This is a genomic window from Paenibacillus sp. YSY-4.3 (genome assembly GCF_054767475.1).
In genome coordinates, this window is record NZ_BAABMC010000012.1 from 45,434 (window position 1) to 63,389 (window position 17,956).

Genomic DNA, 17,956 nt, shown 5'->3' on the forward strand with positions numbered 1-17,956 from the left:
CTTTTTGTATTTTTTGAGCAAGACTAGTCTGATTACGCTAAGGCAATGCTGAATTGTAACGGAGGTTGAAATTATGTCAGAGATCCAAGAGCATTCGTCGGCGAATATGCCGACAACGTATGATCCCAAGGCTGCAGAACAGAAATGGTACCGCTATTGGATAGAGGGCGGCTTCTTCAAGGCGGGTCAAATACCGGAAGCCAAGCCGTACACGATCGTCATTCCCCCGCCGAACGTAACGGGTATGCTTCATATCGGGCATGCGCTGGACTTTACGCTGCAGGATATCTTGATCCGCACGAAGCGGATGCAGGGCTACGATGCTTTATGGCTGCCAGGCTCCGACCACGCTGGAATAGCTACGCAGACGAGAGTGGAGCAGACGCTTCGCGCAGAAGGAATCTCCCGCTATGATCTTGGCCGCGAGAAGTTTCTCGAGAAAGTATGGGAATGGAAAGAGCATTATGCCGACACGATCCGCGAACAATGGGCGAAAATGGGCTTCTCGCTGGACTATTCCCGCGAGCGGTTTACTTTGGATGAGGGGTTGTCCAAGGCTGTTCGCGAGGTGTTCGTCAAGCTATATGAAAAGGGCCTGATCTATCGCGGCAAATATATCATTAACTGGGATCCTGCGGCCCGTACGGCCCTCTCGGATATTGAAGTGGAATATAAAGAGGTCAACGGCCATTTGTATCATCTGCAATATCCGCTTAAGGACGGCAGCGGCTTTATTACGGTAGCTACGACCAGACCCGAGACGATGCTAGGGGATACGGCTGTAGCCGTTCATCCTGAGGATGAGCGGTACCGCCATCTGATCGGCCAATCGCTCGTGCTGCCGATCGTGAATCGTGAAATTCCGATTGTTGCCGATGAATACGTCGATAAAGAATTCGGCAGCGGAGCGGTGAAGATTACCCCTGCCCATGACCCGAATGACTTCGAGTTAGGACTGCGTCATGACTTGCCGCAAATTACCGTTATGGATGAGAGCGGCAAGATGAATGAGGCGGCCGGCAAATACCAAGGACTGGATCGCAGCGAGTGCCGGAAGGCGATCGTAGCCGATCTCAAGGAATCCGGCGTTCTCGTAAGGATTGAAGACCATGTTCACCAGGTCGGACATAGCGAGCGCTCCGGTGCCGTGGTCGAGCCTTATTTGTCGACGCAATGGTTCGTTAAAATGAAGCCGTTGGCAGAAGCGGCGATTGCTGCTCAAAAATCAGGCAAAGGCGTTCATTTCGTACCGGAGCGGTTTGAGAAAATCTATCTGCACTGGATCGAAAATGTCCGCGACTGGTGCATCTCCCGCCAATTGTGGTGGGGACACCGCATCCCGGCTTGGTACTGCGAATCCTGCGGCGAGCTGCATGTCGGAAGAGAAGCCGTGGATACCTGCGCCAAATGCGGCGGGCATGAACTGGTACAGGACAACGATGTTCTGGACACCTGGTTCAGCTCTGCCCTGTGGCCGTTCTCCACGCTCGGCTGGCCGGATGAGGATAGCGAGGACTTCAAGCGCTACTTCCCAACGGATGTTCTCGTTACTGGATACGACATCATTTACTTCTGGGTAGCGCGGATGATTTTTACCGCCCTTGAATTTACCGGAGAAATTCCGTTCAAGGACGTGCTGATTCATGGATTGGTGCGGGACAGCGAAGGACAGAAAATGTCCAAATCGCTGGGTAACGGCGTTGATCCGCTGGAAGTTATCGAGAAATACGGCGCGGATGCTATGCGCTACATGATTTCGACCAGCAGTACGCCTGGCCAGGATTTGCGTTTCCATTGGGAACGCGTCGAGCAGGCCCGCAACTTTGCGAATAAAATCTGGAACGCCTCCAGATTTGCGTTAATGAATTTGGAAGGTGTAACATTTGAGGATATCGATATTCAAGGCGACCTGTCGACTTCTGACCGCTGGATTCTCCACCTCTTCAATGAGACGGCCCGTAACATTACCCGCCTGATTGATGCCTATGAATTCGGGGAAACCGGCCGGGAACTCTACAATTTCATCTGGGATGATTTATGCGATTGGTATATTGAATTCGCTAAGCTATCGTTCTATGGCGATGATCCTGTGGCCAAAAGAAAAACGCAGTCCGTGCTTGCCTATGTGCTTGACCGGACGCTGCGCCTGATCCATCCTTTCATGCCGTTTATTTCCGAGGAAATATGGCAACATTTGCCGCATCGCGGCGAAACGATCACGCTGGCCGAATGGCCGCAGTTTGATCCGGCGCTTGAAGCACCGGACGCCGTACGCGAAATGAATTTGCTGATCGACGTCATCCGCTCCGTTCGGAATATCCGGGCGGAAGTGAATGTGCCGATGAGCAAGCAAATTGAATTGATTGTGAAGCCGGGCTCCGCCGAACTGCTGGACATCATTGAGCGGAACAGCCACTACATCCGGCGTTTCTGCAACACTTCACAATACGAGGCTTCACTGAGCGCAGCTGTTCCAGATAAGGCGATGACAGCCGTCGTAACGGGAGCCGAGCTGTACTTGCCATTAGCAGGCCTGATTGATATCAGCCAGGAGATCGCCCGTCTGGAGAAAGAGCTCGATCACTTGAACAAAGAGGTAGAGCGCGTAGAGAAAAAGCTGGCGAACGAAGGCTTCGTATCCAAAGCACCTGCCAAGGTCATCGAGGAAGAACGCGCCAAAATGGCTGATTATGCGAGCAAGCGCGATAAAGTGCTGGCGCGGATCGCTGAATTGAAAGGCTAGAAGCAAGGTTAATAAACTCAGTACAGCAGGAGCCTGATTCGCTTTATTCGGCTCTTGCTGTACCTTTCCATATTTTGAAGCAGCATTTTAGTTCAATACATTAACGAAGGTGAATGTGACATGGGGGTTAATCTTTCGGAAGAAATCCAGCTGCCGTTGGCAAGTTACACAGATGCGGTAGAGTGGATTAACAGTTTGATACCGTTTGGCATCCGTCCGGGTCTGGAGCGTATTCAGCGGATGATGGAGCACTTTGGCAACCCGCAGCGAAGACTGAAGTTCATACATGTGGCCGGAACGAACGGCAAAGGCTCCTCCTGCGCTTTTTTAAGCTCAACGCTTAAGGAGTGCGGATACGACGTAGGGATGTTCACATCCCCTTACATTACGAAATTTACGAACAGATTCCAGTTTAACGGAGAGGATATTCCAGAGGAGACTCTGTTAAGCTTGGCTAACCGTATTGCTCCCGTTGTGAAAGAGATCGCTGCCACCGAGTTAGGATCTCCAACAATGTTTGAAGTGAGTACGGCGCTTGCAATTCTCTACTTCGCGGAAGTATGCTATCCCGATGTCGTAGTATGGGAGACTGGGCTCGGGGGCAGAATGGATGTTACGAACCTGGTTACTCCGATCGTGTCCCTTATTACGAATGTGGGCATGGATCATACCGATATTTTAGGAGATTCCCTAGAGGACATCGCCCGCGAAAAAGCAGGCATCATTAAGCCCGGCGTACCGGTAGTCAGCTGCGCTAGCCAGCCTTCCGTTATCGCCATTCTGAAAGAGACGGCGAAAGAGAAGGGTTCGACACTCTATTTGCTCGGAGAGCAGTTTCATTATGAGGGCGGCGGCTTAAGTGGACGAACCCAAAGCATTCAGTTTAAGGGTCCTTTTCGGAACATGGATATCGAGCTGTCGATGCTTGGCGGGCACCAATGCACGAATGCTGCCGGGGTTTTGATGGTGCTGGAGGTACTGCGTCAATATATGGCCTTCGTTCTCGAGGATGAGCAGCTGCTGTCCGGATTCAAGAACGCCTTCTGGGCAGGCCGGCTGGAGCAGGTGTCAGATCAGCCTCGTATCGTTCTGGACGGCGCGCATAATCCCGAAGGAGCAGAGGCGCTCGCAAGAAGCCTTCCGGAAGCATTCAGCTACCGGAAGCTGAATTTGATGATGGGTATGCTCGCTAATAAGCATCATCGTGAATACTTGGAGCATATATTACCAATAGTGGATACGCTTATTCTGACCGAGCCCGATTTTCGCAAGAAAATGGATGCGGATTCGCTGTATCAGTTCGTGGAGCAAATGCGGAAGGATATGGCGAAGGCGGATCTTGAAGTCATTGTGGAGCGTGACTGGAAGCGTGCGCTGGCACTGCTGCAATCACGGACGGAACGGGAGGATCTTGGGGTCGTTACAGGCACGCTATATATGATTTCGGACGTGCGGGCAACCCTTTTGCATCAAACCGATTCTGAAAAAGGCTGGTGACCATATTGTTGAATACGACAGAACAACATGTACATTTTATCGGGATCGGTGGCTATGGAATGAGCGCTATTGCCCGCGTTATGCTGGAAATGGGCTACACCGTGACCGGTTCGGACGTCGCTTCCCAGGAGTTAACGGAGAAGCTGGCGGCCAAAGGAGCTAAAATTTATATTGGACATACTAAAGAGCAGGTGCATGGAGCGGATTTAGTTGTGTACTCAACTGCGCTGCCAAAGGACAACGTTGAGCGAGTGGCAGCCGAGGAGCAGGGAATTCCGGTCCTGCATCGTTCGCAAATGCTGGCAAGGCTGCTGAATGAACGTACGGGCGTAGCCGTTGCGGGAGCACACGGCAAAACGACGACCTCCTCCATGATCGCTCTAGTGATGGAGCAGTGCGGAACGGATCCTACCTATATTATCGGCGGCGAAATTATGGATATCGGCACGAATGCCAAAGCAGGGCAAGGCAAATGCGTCGTTGCCGAGGCTGATGAGAGCGATGGCTCCTTTCTCCAGTACCATCCTTCGCTTGGCATCGTTACGAATATTGAGGCGGACCATTTGGAAAATTACGGCGGCGACTTCGGCAAGCTGAAAGAGGCCTACGTGCGGTTTCTGAATCAAATCAAACCGGAAGGCAAAGCGATCGTATCCGGAGATGACCGGAACATCCGCGACTTGCTGCCGAAGCTGCAATGCGAGGTCGTCACCTACGGCATTGAAAAGGCATGCGATTATACGGCGACAGATATTGAGCTTGGGGACCGGAAGGTTACGTTCACGATAAACCGTGGCGGGCAGCCCCTGGGCCAAGTCAAGCTGTCGGTTCCCGGCAGACATAATGTCTACAATGCCATGGCCACGGTAATTACCTGTCTTGAGTCAGGCATTTCTTTTACGGAGATCGCCGAGGCGATCCAGCATTTTCATGGCGCAAAACGCCGATTCCAGGTGCTGGGCGAGAGCCGCGACATTCTGGTCATCGATGATTATGCCCATCATCCGACAGAGATCGAGGCGACGATTGCCGCAGCTAAGGCGACCGGAAAACGGATTATTGCCGTATTCCAGCCCCAGCGGTATTCGCGAACCTTCTTCCTATTGGATGCGTTCAGCCGCGCGTTTGGCGGAGCGGATGAAGTAATCATTACGGATATTTACTCACCTGCGGGAGAGAAGCAGATTGAAGGAGTCAGTTCTTCGAAGCTGGTGGAGCTGATCAAAGTCAACAGTAATGCCGGAGCAAGACATCTGCCGACAAAGCAGGACGTCCTTGAAGACTTGCAAGGGCGGCTGCAGCCTGGCGATCTCGTCATTACGATGGGTGCCGGCGATATTTGGAAGGTAGGGCATGAGTTGGCCAAGAGCCTGGCCTAAGCAAGTTATAAAGGAGCTGTCCCAAGCGCAGTTGTTGTCTGCGGAGGACAGCTCCTTTCTGTTTTTCTTCAACGCTCTATAATTGGCCCCCATACCACGTCAAGGTGCCTAGCGCATAGGATATTGCATATCCCAGCGCTATACCGGCCAGCACGATGCCCATGAACATCCAATCGCGCAGGCGAATGCTCATTTGGCAGTAGAAATCCCGTTTGCCGCCGGTAAACCCGCGTGATACCATAGCGACGGCTACACGCTCTGACTTGCGAATAGCGCTAGCCAGGAGAGGGATGCTGTAACGTTTAAAAGCATGGAGCATCGAGCGGATATTGCGCTTTTCCCGCCATATCCCCCGCATCCGGTGGGCCTGCTGCATAATGCGAAGCTCCTCGCGGAACAGAGGCAGGAAGCGGAATCCGGCCAGGATGCCGTACGCTAGCTTTGGCGGCAGCTTGCATTGCTGCATGAGACTAAGCATAAATTTGACGGGTTCCGTCGTCAGGACGAACATGAGCGATAGCGCCGAGAACATTAGGGTGCGCAAGGCGAGTGAGAGGGCCAGATTGAAACCGGCCTCCGTCAGCTTCAGCGTTCCCCACGATAAGAGCAGGGGGGAGTCCTGCGGCAAATTGGAACGCGGAAAAAGCGCGGCCGTCCAGAAATAACCGATGGCCATAATAAAGAAGGGCACGAACAAGAACAGCCATCTGCGCCAGGAAATCCGGCCGAATATGACGGTGACGATCAATATATAAATCAGGCTGACGGAAATGGTGACCGGGTCGAAGGCGAGCGACAGCAGAATAACCCCTATAATGACGGTGAGTCCTTTGATCGAGGGATTCATTTCATTCAAGAACCCGCCAAATGCGCCTGATCGTATCATACGAGAACCTCCCCACAGGTATCTTGTGTTCTTTGGAGCGCTGATCTCAGCTTATTTTTCAAATGGGCTGTGAGCGGAGGGACGAGCTTATGCGCCCGAAGCTGCTCCTCAGGCCAATCCCATAATTCTTCAGGGCGTCCGTCCCATTGAATGCTCCCCTCGCCCAGCACGATGACCCGATCGGCAAATTGCTGGACAAGCTCCATATCATGGGTAATCATGATGACGGTCAGTCCGCGGTCTACCCGGGCGCGCAGCGAATTCATCAGCTCCAGGGCCGAGTAGGCATCCTGGCCGAAGGTCGGCTCGTCGCACAGCAGCACCTGCTGTTCCTCGGACAACATCGCGGCTACGCTTAATCGGCGTTTTTGCCCTTGACTGAGGGCGAAGGGACTGAAATCACGGCGATGTTGCAGGCGATATTGCTCAAGCTGTGAATTGACCCGTTCGGATACCGCCTCCTCGGGCAGTTTCTGCAGCCGCAGGCCAAAGGCCAGCTCGTCATAGACGGTATCAGTGACGAATTGATGCTCCGGATGCTGGAAAATAAGGCCGACGCGCTTTCGCAGCTCATGCTCCGGCCAATCCGGCAAAGGTTGGCCGGAGAAGTTGATTCTGCCGGAGGACGGCTCTAATATCCCGGACAAGAGAGCGGCGAGAGTCGACTTCCCCGCCCCGTTCTGGCCGACGAGTGCAATGAACTGCCCGGCCGGGATCGATAGGGACAGCCGGTCAAGGATTTTCTTTCCGCCGCTGCGCTCGAAGGAAAGGCTATCGATCAACAGCAAGCCATCCTGGCCGTTTGGATCGGCGGATCCTCCGTCAGGCAGCACAGTCTGGAAGGTTTCGGTTTGCTCCAGCTGTTGAAGCAGCGTTCTTTTTACAGAGTCGGGTTTGCTCAGCCATAGCTCGGTCAATTCATCCCTGGTGATCGGCTGCCATGTAGGCTTCTTCTCTATTTGCAGCTGCTCGTGGAGGCGAACGGCTCCTGGCATCCATATCCCCAAATGTTGTGCTTCTTCTTTGGAATTGGCAAAATAGGTCCGCGGTTCTCCCTCGTACACAAGTTTTCCACCCGTACCCATCACGGCAAGGCGGTCTACATAAGGCATCCAGGCATCAAGCTGGTGCTCAATAAGCAAGATACTCATTTGCCGCTGCTTGCGAATAGAGTGAATGAGACCGGCCAGCTGCGAGCAGGCGAGCGGATCCAGATTGGATGTAGGCTCGTCAAGGATGAGCACTTGCGGATTCAGGGCTAATGCGCAGGCCAGTGCCAGCCGCTGCTTCATTCCTCCAGATAAAGTATGGATATGTGCGTTCCGCCAGCCGGTCAGTTCGACAAGCTGCAGCGCTTCGTCAATCTTTGCGCTGATTTGTTCCCGCGGACAACCGATGTTCTCCAGGCAAAAAGCAAGCTCTTCCTCCACCTTGAGCATGCAAAATTGACTGTCCACATCTTGGAACACGATTCCTACCTGCTGCGCAATCTCCCCTGGGTCTTGTCCTTCGAGGGATTCGCCATGCAGATAAACGCCGCCAGTCACCAGGCTATCGATGGCTGAAGGATACACCCGGTTCAGGCAGAGGGCCAAGGAGCTTTTCCCGCAGCCGCCCGGGCCGAGAAGCAGCATTACTTCGCCTTGGTGCAAACGGAGAGAAATTGAGGAGAATACTAGCTCCTCCCCCTCCTCGCTAAAAGCCAGGGATAAATCTTTCGTCTCCAAAACAATCGGTTTATCCATCGTATCTTGATCCGGTAGCGCTGTATTCATTACAGCTTCACCGAAGTTCGTTTTTGATTAGCGTTTTGGGCTGCGGCCTTTCCAATGGGGAAGCTTCTCAGCACGCCTGTGCGGGCCAGCGCATCGGATATCCATTTACCCAACAGGCCGGCGATGACCGCTCCGCTGATAACCCGGACGATGAACATGGAGATGACAAGACCCGTGGACAATGCGGCAAACCCGGAATGGAAGAAGCCCCAAGCGAAGCTGAATACGGCGGCGCCTACGCCTGCTCCCATGAGCACTGGCGTGTTGTAGTAGCGGTATCTTACGGCGGCGAAGGCTGCTTCCGCGCCGAGACCTTGAATAAAGGCGGACAGGATCAGAATCGGGCCGGTGACGTTGCCGATCAATACCTCGATCGTTCCGGCGATCGTCTCGGACAGCAGGGCTGCTCCAGGTTTGCGCAAAATATAGGCCGAAATAATCGAAACGATAAACCATATGCCAAAGATGACCTCATATCCCATCGGACCCATAAAGCCGACGAGCACATTACCTACCTGCAGGAAAATCAAGTACACGACAGCAAATACGACAGACAGCGAGCTGAGAACGATAATGTCGCGAAGCTTCCAGGATGACATCCTTATTCCCCCTTCCTCTGCACATGATCCGGTTTAGTTGATGGACTGTTGCAGGAGATCGTCGCAGTCATGACTAGATGGGAGGTCTTGGTGCTCGAGGTGACGAAGGCGTTCTCGAGCGACCGGAAAACCTGATGGGCATTACCGTCCAAGCGGCTGGCGTAATGAATCCCGCCGGAGAACGTCCCCTCGGCTTCCGCAGCTTTTACCGCATCATAGATAACGTCCATATAGTGGGGCACCCCCATCGGATAGAGCGCGAATTGAGCTGCGGTATCTACCGAAGTGTCGTTCCCCTCGTTTAAGCGGACATCGTCCTCGGACATGTAGACGTCTCCTTCCGTATCTCCCGGGCAGCCGACGGAGAAAGTTGCGCTGAGCGCGACATGCTCGCCGCTCTTTGCCGCTTGAAGAAAGATGGATTTAACGACGTCGAACACATGCTCATGGCGGCCGCGCACGCAGGTGCTGACGTCATCGCTCTGAACCCAAACCTTGGACGTGTCGGTATGCTCCAGTGCTTCGAGAATGATCGGGACGAACCGGTCGCTCATCGGAAACAAAGAGAACCGGCAGCCGACGATGCGGCTGGTGCCGCAAGCCACAGCTTGAATGTTTTGCTCGATCGGATTGTTGTTCATGTTACTTTTCCTCCCTTGGATAAATTAATCATTGCCTGGAACGACAAAAAAACCGCACCCGAAGAGTGCGGTTTTATCGATCCAAGCCTGTGCTTGCTTTAATATATTAAAGTGAACATGCAGCGCTATTCATCGTTTCCCCGCACTTCCCCACGCTAGTATGATCTAGATCGGGTGTAAAGGGTTAACCGTTCCTCAATCGGGAACGATCTCTCAGCCAGCAAAGGCACCCCTAGTGCATTTCTCCGTTATGCGGTTGTCAATGGTTCCCATTATACAGAGTTCCATTAAATTGTAAAGACCTCGCCTAAATGAACTGGTCTATATTCTCGCAAATATTCATATTGTAACGGTAGAAGAGAGGACAAGGAGCGTGCGGATCGTGAACAAGGCGAAGATGACATTCCGGTTCGATGAACACGGGCGGGAAGCCCGCCATGCACAGGGGGCCTGGGACCAGCAGGGGATAAAACCCGTCCCCGCTCCAAGGCATGACAAGGAGCCTGAGCAATCGGATCAGGGACCCAAAGATATTACCACAGCTTACCGTGCGGTAGAAACGATGGACTATTGGGGAGATCCTTTTACGGATCATACCGGAACAGGGATTGCCGTATTTCCGGAGCACTCCGAACCAGGCGGCGGTGATTATTATTTTCGCCAAACGCGAACCTCCTGGTGGAAGGTTGCCGGCTCGCTGACCGGGGCGATCGTGACCGGGGCGCTCTTTGGATTCGTCGTTCTGTCGATGTTCAATCAGGAAATGTCGGTGCCGATCCCCGGAATTAGCGTGCCGAAGCAGGAGGCAGCCGGAGAAGCGGCAGATATCCCTGTGCTGGGCAGCCTAATCACGGAGGAACAGGCTCCGCTCGTGCAGGTCGTTCTGCCTTCGCAAAGCTATCATTTTCTGCAGTACGGCGTATTCAGCACGGCGGAAGGCGTCGCGCTAGCCCAGGAACAATTACGCTCCGCAGGCATCGCTGCTGCGCGGGATACCTTGGATGAGAAGCGGGTATACGCAGGAGTCTCCCCTAATCGCGAAGAAGCTAAATTGCTTAGCGGGAGGCTGAAAACGGGGGGTGTCCACCTTATTTTGCATGAGATTGCCTTGCCGGAATCCGTTACCGTGGAATATAAGGGGGATGCAGCATCCCTTCAGCAATATTTGGCGCAAAGCGCGGATCTCGCTTACATGCTGAGCTCCTCCTCGGCAGCTCTTCTGGGAGAAGCTACCCCTGAACGCCAGAGCCAGGAGGAGATCGGCCAGTTAAGGGAAAGCCATCAGTTGTGGACCAAGAGCGCTGCCTCGGTTCGGGGCAAACTGACATCTTCCGCAGAGGCTGCAGCGAAGGAAATGGAGAAGGCGATGAACAGTGCGGTCGAGGCGATGGAGGAATTTAATGAGAAGGGCGAGCAGACCATGCTCTGGGAAGTGCAAAATGAAGCGATGCGGTTCATTCTGGCAGAACAAGAGCTGGTCGGAGGCAAAGAGGGGCCGTGAACGAACAATCGAAAGGCAGGGAATTGGAAATAGTTGCCCCTGCCTTTTTTATGTTTGTATTGCCGATCAATTAACCTTATAATAATGAAGTGCTAAGTGTCAAAAAATGGCGAGGTTAACAGCTCTGAACTTATTCGGGCGAAGGCCGAGCAAAGGAGAATCCTAACTTGGAATTTGCAGCTTCATCATCGCGGCATGTAATATTGGCCTCGTCTTCACCACGCAGACGGGAATTGCTGGCTTCCTTACATATTCCGTTTGAGGTTATTCCAAGCGAAGCGGACGAAACTACACCGGAGCAATGGGAGCCGGAGCAAATCGTCATGGAGCTTGCGCTGCGCAAGGCCAAGGCGGTTCAAACATCGCTTGAGCAAGCATCGCGCGAAGCCGTGATCATCGGCAGCGACACGATCGTCGTCTTGGATGGACATGTGCTCGGCAAGCCCAAGGATGAAGCGAAGGCAGCTTCGATGCTCCGTTCATTGCAGGGACGAAGCCACTATGTGTATACTGCCATTGCTTGCATTGATGCGAATAGCGGACGAACGGAAGTCGAATATCGCCGTACGGCCGTTACGATGAGACCCGCAGCCGAGGATGAAATCGCCGCATATGCCAGGACCGGAGAAGGCTTGGACAAAGCGGGCGCTTATGCGATACAAGGACTCGGGTCGATTTTTGTCACAGGAATCGAAGGCTGTTATTTCAATGTGGTCGGACTGCCGCTTTCCTTGCTGAGCGAGATGCTCTGCCGTTTTGGAATCCAAGTGTTAAGGTAATCGATTCCAGCCGAAAACGATGTAACAAATAACTTCATATGTACGTTGTTTAAGAAGAGGAAGAGATAAAGCATATCCTTCCGTAATGAATTTGCTGGCGGCCGGTTATCCGGACCAATGCCTAATCATTCGGAAGCGAGGGATATGAATGGATACGCCGCAATATTTGCTGCGCGATATGCCTTTTGAGGAAAGACCTAGAGAACGCATGATGCAATTCGGAGCCGGATCGCTCAGTAATGCCGAGCTGCTGGCGATTTTATTTCGCACGGGTACCCGGGATGAATCGGCTATACATCTGGCTCAGCGTGTGCTGAGTGGAATTGGCGGGCTTCGCAATCTTGTGGATCTCAGTCTGGACGAGCTGATGAAGCTCAAGGGCATCGGCCCGGCCAAAGCGGTGCAGCTTAAAGCAGGAATCGAGCTGGGGCAGAGGCTTGCGAAGACGCGACTGCCAGAGGCCCAGGTCATTCGCAGCCCGCGGGATGCAGCGGATTTGCTGATGGAGCAGCTGCGTTATTTGCAGAAGGAACATTTTGTCTGTTTATTTTTGAATACAAAAAATCATATCATTGCTCAGGAGACGCTTTCCATGGGAAGCTTGAATTCCTCGATCGTCCATCCGCGAGAAGTGTTTCGCGCAGCGATTAAATGCAGCAGTGCGTCTGTCGTATGCGCCCATAATCATCCTAGTGGAGACCCGACGCCAAGCCCGGAGGATATCCGGATGACCCGGCGCCTATGCAAAGCCGGAGAAATCGTCGGAATCGATGTGCTGGACCACATTGTGATCGGAGACGGGGAATTCATAAGTTTGAAGGAGCAAGGCCTGATGTAATATAATAGACCAGATACAGAAGGAAAGGAAGATTACAGCATGTTAGGTGGTTTCACGAAAGATTTAGGAATTGATTTGGGTACAGCGAATACGCTCGTTTATATTCGAGGTAAAGGAATTATAGTGAGAGAACCGTCGGTAGTAGCGATGAATACAGATAATAAGAGCATTGTAGCGGTCGGGGAATCGGCCAAGAAAATGATCGGGAGAACACCTGGCAATATTCGTGCCATCCGTCCGATGAAGGACGGCGTTATTGCCGACTTCGATACCACCGCAACGATGATTAAATACTTTATTCGCCAGGCTCAGAAGCAGCGTTCCTTGTTCCAGCGCCATCCGAACGTGATGGTCTGCGTCCCATCTGGCATTACAGCGGTTGAACAGCGTGCGGTAGAGGATGCTACGAAGCAGGCCGGAGCACGTGAAGCCTACACCATCGAAGAGCCGTTTGCGGCAGCTATCGGTGCAGATCTTCCGGTATGGGAGCCAACCGGCAGCATGGTCGTAGACATCGGCGGCGGAACGACAGAGGTTGCTGTCATTTCGCTCGGCGGCATTGTTACCAGCAAGTCCGCGCGCGTAGCCGGTGATGACATGGACGAGTCTATTATTCAATACATCAAGCGCCAATATAATCTGATGATCGGTGAGAGAACGTCGGAGCAGCTCAAGATGGATGTTGGCTCGGCGCTTCCGCTCGAGCAGGTGGAATCGATGGAAATTCGGGGGCGCGATCTCGTTACCGGGCTGCCGAAGACCATTTCCATCACTTCCGACGAAATTACCGAGGCGCTTGGCGATACGGTGAATGCCATCGTGGAAGCGGTCAAGGTAACGCTGGAGAAATGTCCGCCCGAGCTGGCGGCAGATATCATGGACCGCGGCATTGTATTGACAGGCGGCGGCGCATTGCTGCGCAACCTCGACAAGCTTCTGGCCAAAGAGACAGGTATGCCTGTCATCGTAGCCGAGCATCCGCTCGATTGCGTTGCCATCGGTACGGGGAGAGCTCTCGACAACATCCATTTGTTCAAATCAAGAAGCAGTTCGGCCCTTCGCAAGCGCTAATTTGTGCGCTGAAGATGGGAGAATATGCACTATTCATGATAAAACGGCGCCGTCCTGACATGGACGGCTGTGCCGTTTTTCTATAATAATATAGGTGGACTCGTGGAGAGGAGAAATTGCAAGGTTGGAGGGTGCTTAAACTGTTTAAGCTGCTTGGCAACAAAAGATTGTTTATTTTGCTGATGGGACTCATTTTGTTTATCGCTATAATGGGATTTACGCTCGGGCCCCGGGCGAATTTGTCTTGGCCGGAGAAGTTCGTGAAAGATACGGTTGGCTTCGTGCAGTCGATTTTCTATAAGCCTACTTCGTATATCGCCGGCTTGATTGAGGATGTCTCTAACTTGCGCGCCCTGCAAGAAGAGAACGAGAGCTTGAAGATCGCGTTGTCTCACTATACCCGGGATAAAGCCATCTATAATCGGATTGAGCAGGAGAATGCCCGTCTGTCTGATTTGCTCCACTTCACGGAAGCGCAAAAGAACCAGTATAATTACACCTACCGCATCGCGCAGGTGGTCAGTGTAAATAACGATCCGATCAATCGGACGATTAAAGTGAACCTGGGGAGCAATGACGGCGTCAAGGTGGGATATGCTGTTATTTCTGCTGAAGGACTTGTAGGTACGGTAAGCCGGGTCAGTAACTTTACCTCAACCGTCAAGCTGCTTACGACTATGGATGCGAAGGATCCGAATTCGAACGGCATTTCCGCTACGGCTCAGGGAAAAGAGAATGAAGTGTTTGGCGTCGTCGAGTCCTACGATCCCGATAAAGGCATGTTCCTGATGAATAAAATCGATGATACTTCTTCGCTCGCGGTCGGCGATACGATTGTGTCCTCCGGCGTCGGCGGAGCATTTCCGCGCGGGATGGTCATCGGTAAAGTCAACGACATTCAGGTTGGCGAATACGGATTGACGTATACGGCTTACATAGAGCCCGCGGCGAGCTTCACGGACTGGAAAGAGTTGATTGTGGTATATACACCGGAGGTCTTGGAGTAGTGAGGAATCGTAAATATATACTGATCCTGCTGGTGTTCGTATTGTTTATTATCGAGGGAACGATCATTCCTTGGATCATCCCCGGTTCGTGGCAGACACGCATTGTACCTCACTTAGCTTATATTGCAATTCTGTTTATTACTGTGTACGACAACCGGCATAGCGGCCTGGTGCTGGGACTTCTCTTTGGGCTGCTGCAGGATGTGGTATTCTACGGGGCGATCATTGGGGCTTATTCTTTTGCTATGGGGCTGTCCAGTTATTTGCTCGGCCTTGTTTTCCGTTCACCGAGAGCTCCGCTGCCGCTGATGATGATCGTCGTGATGATCGGCAGCCTGCTGCTGGATTCGATCCTGTTCGGCACTTACTCGTTGTTCGAGCTGACGCATCAGCCTTATACCTGGGCTTTAATGACTTTTATCATCCCTAACGTATTCGTTCACGTCGTATTTGCCTTGATTATTTATGTCCCTCTTAGACGCCAGCTGGAGTTAATTACTAAGCGCCGTTCTTCCGAGAATTAAGCCTGACATTCCGTGCTTTTCCTTAAGAAGCAGGAACTTTGTTGCTCTTGCACGAAATGAATAGGGGGGAGGGACAGGCATATGACAGTGAAATCGAAGCACGTTACGATCAAGGGCATCAAAGATGGCCTGGTATTCCTGCTTGACGATGAGTGTGATTTGCAACAGCTTCTCGATGAGCTGCGCTACAAGGTGGAGCATAGCCATCAGAATATTCTGACAGGGCCGATTATCCATGTCGATATCAAATTGGGCAAGCGAATCGTAACGGATGCAGAGAAGGAAATGATCCTTGATATATTGAAGCAAAAGGGCAATTTGCTGGTTCGATCGGTAGAGTCGCCGTTAGTGGAAGATGACCGTCCCAAGGAAGGGGAGCTAACGACGATGACCGGGATTGTGCGTTCCGGCCAGGTTCTGCATCATGACGGCAATCTGCTGTTTCTTGGAGACGTCAATCCGGGAGGTACGGTCTCCTGCACAGGAGACGTGTATATTCTGGGGGCATTGCGGGGAATGGCCCATGCCGGAGCCGAGGGCAAGGAAGACTCCATCATTGCTGCCTCGTTTTTATCGCCGACACAGCTGCGCATTGCAGAAGTCTATAGCCGGCCTCCGGACGAGTGGGATCATCGCGAGAGCAGCATGGAATTCGCTTATTTGCGTGACGGGAAGATGCAGATTGACAAAATTACGAACATAACCCGGGTGCGTCCGGACTTTAAGATGTTCAAAGGGGTGTAAACAATGGGAGAAGCTATCGTTGTCACTTCGGGCAAAGGCGGCGTAGGCAAGACGACAACGTCCGCCAATATAGGTACGGCTCTGGCGCTGCTTGGCAAGAAGGTATGTCTCGTCGATACGGACATCGGCCTGAGGAACCTGGATGTCGTGATGGGTCTGGAGAACCGGATCATCTATGATTTGATCGACGTAGCCGAGGGGCGCTGCCGCTTGAACCAGGCTTTGGTGAAGGATAAACGTTTTGATGAATTATACATGCTGCCTGCCGCGCAAACAAAAGACAAGCATGCCGTGTCGGAAGAGCAGGTAAAAGATATAGTTCTTGAACTGAAGAAGGAATATGAGTACGTAATTATCGATTGCCCAGCGGGAATAGAGCAAGGGTTCAAAAATGCGATTGCCGGAGCGGATCAAGCGATCGTAGTTACGACGCCGGAAAATGCGGCTGTCCGCGATGCTGATCGGATCATCGGCCTGCTCGAAAGCTCGCATATCGGCTCGCCGAAACTGATCGTAAACCGGATCAAGGTCGACATGGTGAAGTCGGGAAGCATGCTGGATATCGAGGGCATATTGCAAGTGCTCAATATTGATCTCATCGGCATCGTGCCGGATGACGAGCTTGTCATTAAAGCAGCGAACAACGGGGAGCCTACCGTAATGAATCCCGATTCGAAGGCAGCGATCGCCTATCGCAACATTGCCCGGCGCATTTTGGGGGATACCGTTCCTCTCATGCTGCTTGACCAGAAGAAAGGCATGTTTACACGCTTTAAGAAGTTTTTCGGAATGGGTTGATCCTTGTTGTTCTTCAAACTCAAAAAAATCGATTGGCTTATGGTGACGATCCTGGTCGTGTTCATGATTATGAGCACCATGCTCGTCCACAGCGCGATAGCTCCTTATGCGCCTGATTTCAAGAACTACGACCTTAAGACCTTAATGTTTTATGGCCTTGGCTTTGTCGTGGTATTCGGCATGGCGATCGTTGATTACCGCACATTGCTTCGCTATAGCTGGTATGTTTATGGAACGGGCAGTCTGCTGCTCGTTCTTGTCTTCTTATTTGCCAAGGAAATCAACGGCGCGCGAAGCTGGTTTGTGCTTCCGGGAGGTTTACTGTTCCAACCGGCGGAGCTCGTCAAGATTATATTGATCATGACTATTGCTTATTTGCTCGGGAAGCGGGAAGGCTGGCTGCTCAGTTTCCGGCGAGACGTTGTTCCAATTACGGCGGTAACCATGCTGCCTTTCTTGCTGGTGCTTGTCCAACCGGATTTGGGAAATGCGATTATCTATTTGGTAGTACTCTGCGCCATGCTGTGGATCGGCAATACGAAATACAGCCATGTGCTCGTTGGCCTAACGGCATTCGTGGCATTCCTGATCGTGTTCGTTACATTATTTAATGCTTATAATATGCAAATTCACGATTATTTAGCCGATAAGGGGAAATTGCACTGGTACCAGCGGATCAACACGTTTATCAATCCGGATCTGGCCTCGAACGATGCCAAGCATCAGTCCAGCTATGCCAAAATTGCGATTGGTTCCGGTGGGCTGACGGGTGACGGATATTTACAGGGAGAGCTCAAAAATAAACGGTTTGTTCCTTACCCGTATTCGGATTCGATTTTTGTCGTCGTTGGTGAGGAATTCGGTTTTCTAGGCTCATCCGTATTGATGCTGCTCTATTTCTTATTCATCTACAGGATGATTCAAATTGCGCTTCGCTGCATAGATAAGCGGGGAGCCTATATTATCGTGGGCATCGCGGCGATGTTTCTGTTCCAAATTTTCGAGAATGTAGGCATGATGATCGGCCTGATGCCGATTACGGGCATTACGCTGCCGTTCATAAGCTACGGAGGAACGTCACTGCTGTTGAATATGCTGTGTATAGGTCTGGTGTTCAGCATTAAGCTTCACCAGGAGAAATATGAGGTGGATTAGAAGGGGCCGGCGCTGCAAG

16 protein-coding genes and 1 riboswitch are annotated in these 17,956 nt (G+C 52.2%); of the genes, 12 read left to right on the top strand and 4 right to left on the bottom strand.

The window, feature by feature from the left end:
* Positions 1 to 73 precede the first annotated feature (73 nt).
* The 3 genes from ACYUJT_RS23635 to murC all read left to right on the top strand — a co-directional run bounded on the left by ACYUJT_RS23635 (position 74) and on the right by murC (position 5,619).
* A complete protein-coding gene (locus ACYUJT_RS23635; protein ID WP_460327038.1) occupies positions 74 to 2,743 on the top strand; it encodes a valine--tRNA ligase in 2,670 nt (889 codons plus the stop codon).
* Between the two features lie 120 nt (positions 2,744 to 2,863).
* Complete coding sequence (locus ACYUJT_RS23640) at positions 2,864 to 4,240, top strand: bifunctional folylpolyglutamate synthase/dihydrofolate synthase (RefSeq protein WP_460327040.1); 1,377 nt, start codon at positions 2,864 to 2,866, stop codon at positions 4,238 to 4,240.
* Positions 4,241 to 4,248: 8 nt separating this feature from the next.
* Positions 4,249 to 5,619, top strand: a complete 1,371-nt coding sequence (murC, locus tag ACYUJT_RS23645; protein WP_460327043.1) for a UDP-N-acetylmuramate--L-alanine ligase — start codon at positions 4,249 to 4,251, stop codon at positions 5,617 to 5,619.
* Positions 5,620 to 5,695: 76 nt separating this feature from the next.
* Here the strand turns inward: murC and ACYUJT_RS23650 are convergent, their stop codons facing one another.
* Genes ACYUJT_RS23650 through ACYUJT_RS23665 form a run of 4 tightly spaced genes read right to left on the bottom strand, consistent with a single transcriptional unit; the run spans position 5,696 to position 9,520 of the window.
* Positions 5,696 to 6,505 carry an energy-coupling factor transporter transmembrane component T family protein gene (locus ACYUJT_RS23650; RefSeq protein ID WP_460327045.1) on the bottom strand — a complete coding sequence of 270 codons (810 nt, stop codon included), beginning with the start codon at positions 6,503 to 6,505 and terminating at the stop codon, positions 5,696 to 5,698.
* The gene (locus ACYUJT_RS23655) at positions 6,502 to 8,280 is read right to left on the bottom strand and encodes an ABC transporter ATP-binding protein (protein ID WP_460327047.1); all 1,779 of its coding nucleotides are present in this window, start codon (positions 8,278 to 8,280) and stop codon (positions 6,502 to 6,504) included. The genes ACYUJT_RS23650 and ACYUJT_RS23655 overlap by 4 nt, the downstream gene beginning before the upstream one ends.
* Positions 8,280 to 8,879, bottom strand: a complete 600-nt coding sequence (locus tag ACYUJT_RS23660; protein WP_460327049.1) for an ECF transporter S component — start codon at positions 8,877 to 8,879, stop codon at positions 8,280 to 8,282. The genes ACYUJT_RS23655 and ACYUJT_RS23660 overlap by 1 nt, the downstream gene beginning before the upstream one ends.
* A 2-nt stretch (positions 8,880 to 8,881) precedes the next feature.
* Entirely contained in the window at positions 8,882 to 9,520 is a 639-nt protein-coding gene (locus ACYUJT_RS23665; RefSeq protein ID WP_460327051.1) for a YkoF family thiamine/hydroxymethylpyrimidine-binding protein, read from the bottom strand.
* 130 nt (positions 9,521 to 9,650) lie between these two features.
* Positions 9,651 to 9,764: riboswitch (TPP riboswitch) on the bottom strand.
* A 138-nt stretch (positions 9,765 to 9,902) separates the two neighbouring features.
* Here ACYUJT_RS23665 and ACYUJT_RS23670 point away from each other — a divergent pair.
* From ACYUJT_RS23670 to ACYUJT_RS23710, 9 genes are all read left to right on the top strand, one after another.
* Positions 9,903 to 11,021, top strand: coding sequence for an SPOR domain-containing protein (locus ACYUJT_RS23670; protein ID WP_460327053.1), 1,119 nt, complete (start codon positions 9,903 to 9,905; stop codon positions 11,019 to 11,021).
* A 167-nt stretch (positions 11,022 to 11,188) separates the two neighbouring features.
* Positions 11,189 to 11,800 carry a Maf family protein gene (locus ACYUJT_RS23675; RefSeq protein WP_460327055.1) on the top strand — a complete coding sequence of 204 codons (612 nt, stop codon included), beginning with the start codon at positions 11,189 to 11,191 and terminating at the stop codon, positions 11,798 to 11,800.
* 148 nt (positions 11,801 to 11,948) lie between these two features.
* Entirely contained in the window at positions 11,949 to 12,638 is a 690-nt protein-coding gene (gene radC, locus ACYUJT_RS23680) for a RadC family protein (protein WP_460327057.1), read from the top strand.
* Between the two features lie 39 nt (positions 12,639 to 12,677).
* Positions 12,678 to 13,709 carry a rod shape-determining protein gene (locus ACYUJT_RS23685; protein WP_460327059.1) on the top strand — a complete coding sequence of 344 codons (1,032 nt, stop codon included), beginning with the start codon at positions 12,678 to 12,680 and terminating at the stop codon, positions 13,707 to 13,709.
* Between the two features lie 131 nt (positions 13,710 to 13,840).
* Complete coding sequence (gene mreC, locus ACYUJT_RS23690; protein WP_460327061.1) at positions 13,841 to 14,716, top strand: rod shape-determining protein MreC; 876 nt, start codon at positions 13,841 to 13,843, stop codon at positions 14,714 to 14,716.
* The gene (mreD, locus tag ACYUJT_RS23695; RefSeq protein WP_460327063.1) at positions 14,716 to 15,240 is read left to right on the top strand and encodes a rod shape-determining protein MreD; all 525 of its coding nucleotides are present in this window, start codon (positions 14,716 to 14,718) and stop codon (positions 15,238 to 15,240) included. The genes mreC and mreD overlap by 1 nt, the downstream gene beginning before the upstream one ends.
* A gap of 81 nt (positions 15,241 to 15,321) precedes the next feature.
* Positions 15,322 to 15,984 (top strand): septum site-determining protein MinC, encoded by a 663-nt coding sequence (gene minC, locus ACYUJT_RS23700; RefSeq protein ID WP_460327065.1) that lies wholly within the window; start codon positions 15,322 to 15,324, stop codon positions 15,982 to 15,984.
* A 3-nt stretch (positions 15,985 to 15,987) separates the two neighbouring features.
* On the top strand, positions 15,988 to 16,782 hold the full coding sequence (minD, locus tag ACYUJT_RS23705; protein ID WP_460327067.1) for a septum site-determining protein MinD: 795 nt from the start codon (positions 15,988 to 15,990) through the stop codon (positions 16,780 to 16,782).
* 6 nt (positions 16,783 to 16,788) lie between these two features.
* Positions 16,789 to 17,937: an FtsW/RodA/SpoVE family cell cycle protein gene (locus ACYUJT_RS23710; RefSeq protein ID WP_460327070.1), complete on the top strand. Its 1,149-nt coding sequence runs from the start codon at positions 16,789 to 16,791 to the stop codon at positions 17,935 to 17,937.
* Positions 17,938 to 17,956: the final 19 nt, after the last annotated feature.

What these genes read in the sequence shown, in the direction of transcription:
- ACYUJT_RS23650 (WP_460327045.1), bottom strand. Translation starts at nt 6,505, where the DNA reads ATGATACGATCAGGCGCATTTGGCGGGTTCTTGAATGAAATGAATCCC.
- ACYUJT_RS23685 (WP_460327059.1), top strand. Translation starts at nt 12,678, where the DNA reads ATGTTAGGTGGTTTCACGAAAGATTTAGGAATTGATTTGGGTACAGCG.
- ACYUJT_RS23660 (WP_460327049.1), bottom strand. Translation starts at nt 8,879, where the DNA reads ATGTCATCCTGGAAGCTTCGCGACATTATCGTTCTCAGCTCGCTGTCT.
- minD (WP_460327067.1), top strand. Translation starts at nt 15,988, where the DNA reads ATGGGAGAAGCTATCGTTGTCACTTCGGGCAAAGGCGGCGTAGGCAAG.
- ACYUJT_RS23665 (WP_460327051.1), bottom strand. Translation starts at nt 9,520, where the DNA reads ATGAACAACAATCCGATCGAGCAAAACATTCAAGCTGTGGCTTGCGGC.
- ACYUJT_RS23655 (WP_460327047.1), bottom strand. Translation starts at nt 8,280, where the DNA reads ATGAATACAGCGCTACCGGATCAAGATACGATGGATAAACCGATTGTT.
- radC (WP_460327057.1), top strand. Translation starts at nt 11,949, where the DNA reads ATGGATACGCCGCAATATTTGCTGCGCGATATGCCTTTTGAGGAAAGA.
- minC (WP_460327065.1), top strand. Translation starts at nt 15,322, where the DNA reads ATGACAGTGAAATCGAAGCACGTTACGATCAAGGGCATCAAAGATGGC.
- ACYUJT_RS23640 (WP_460327040.1), top strand. Translation starts at nt 2,864, where the DNA reads ATGGGGGTTAATCTTTCGGAAGAAATCCAGCTGCCGTTGGCAAGTTAC.
- ACYUJT_RS23635 (WP_460327038.1), top strand. Translation starts at nt 74, where the DNA reads ATGTCAGAGATCCAAGAGCATTCGTCGGCGAATATGCCGACAACGTAT.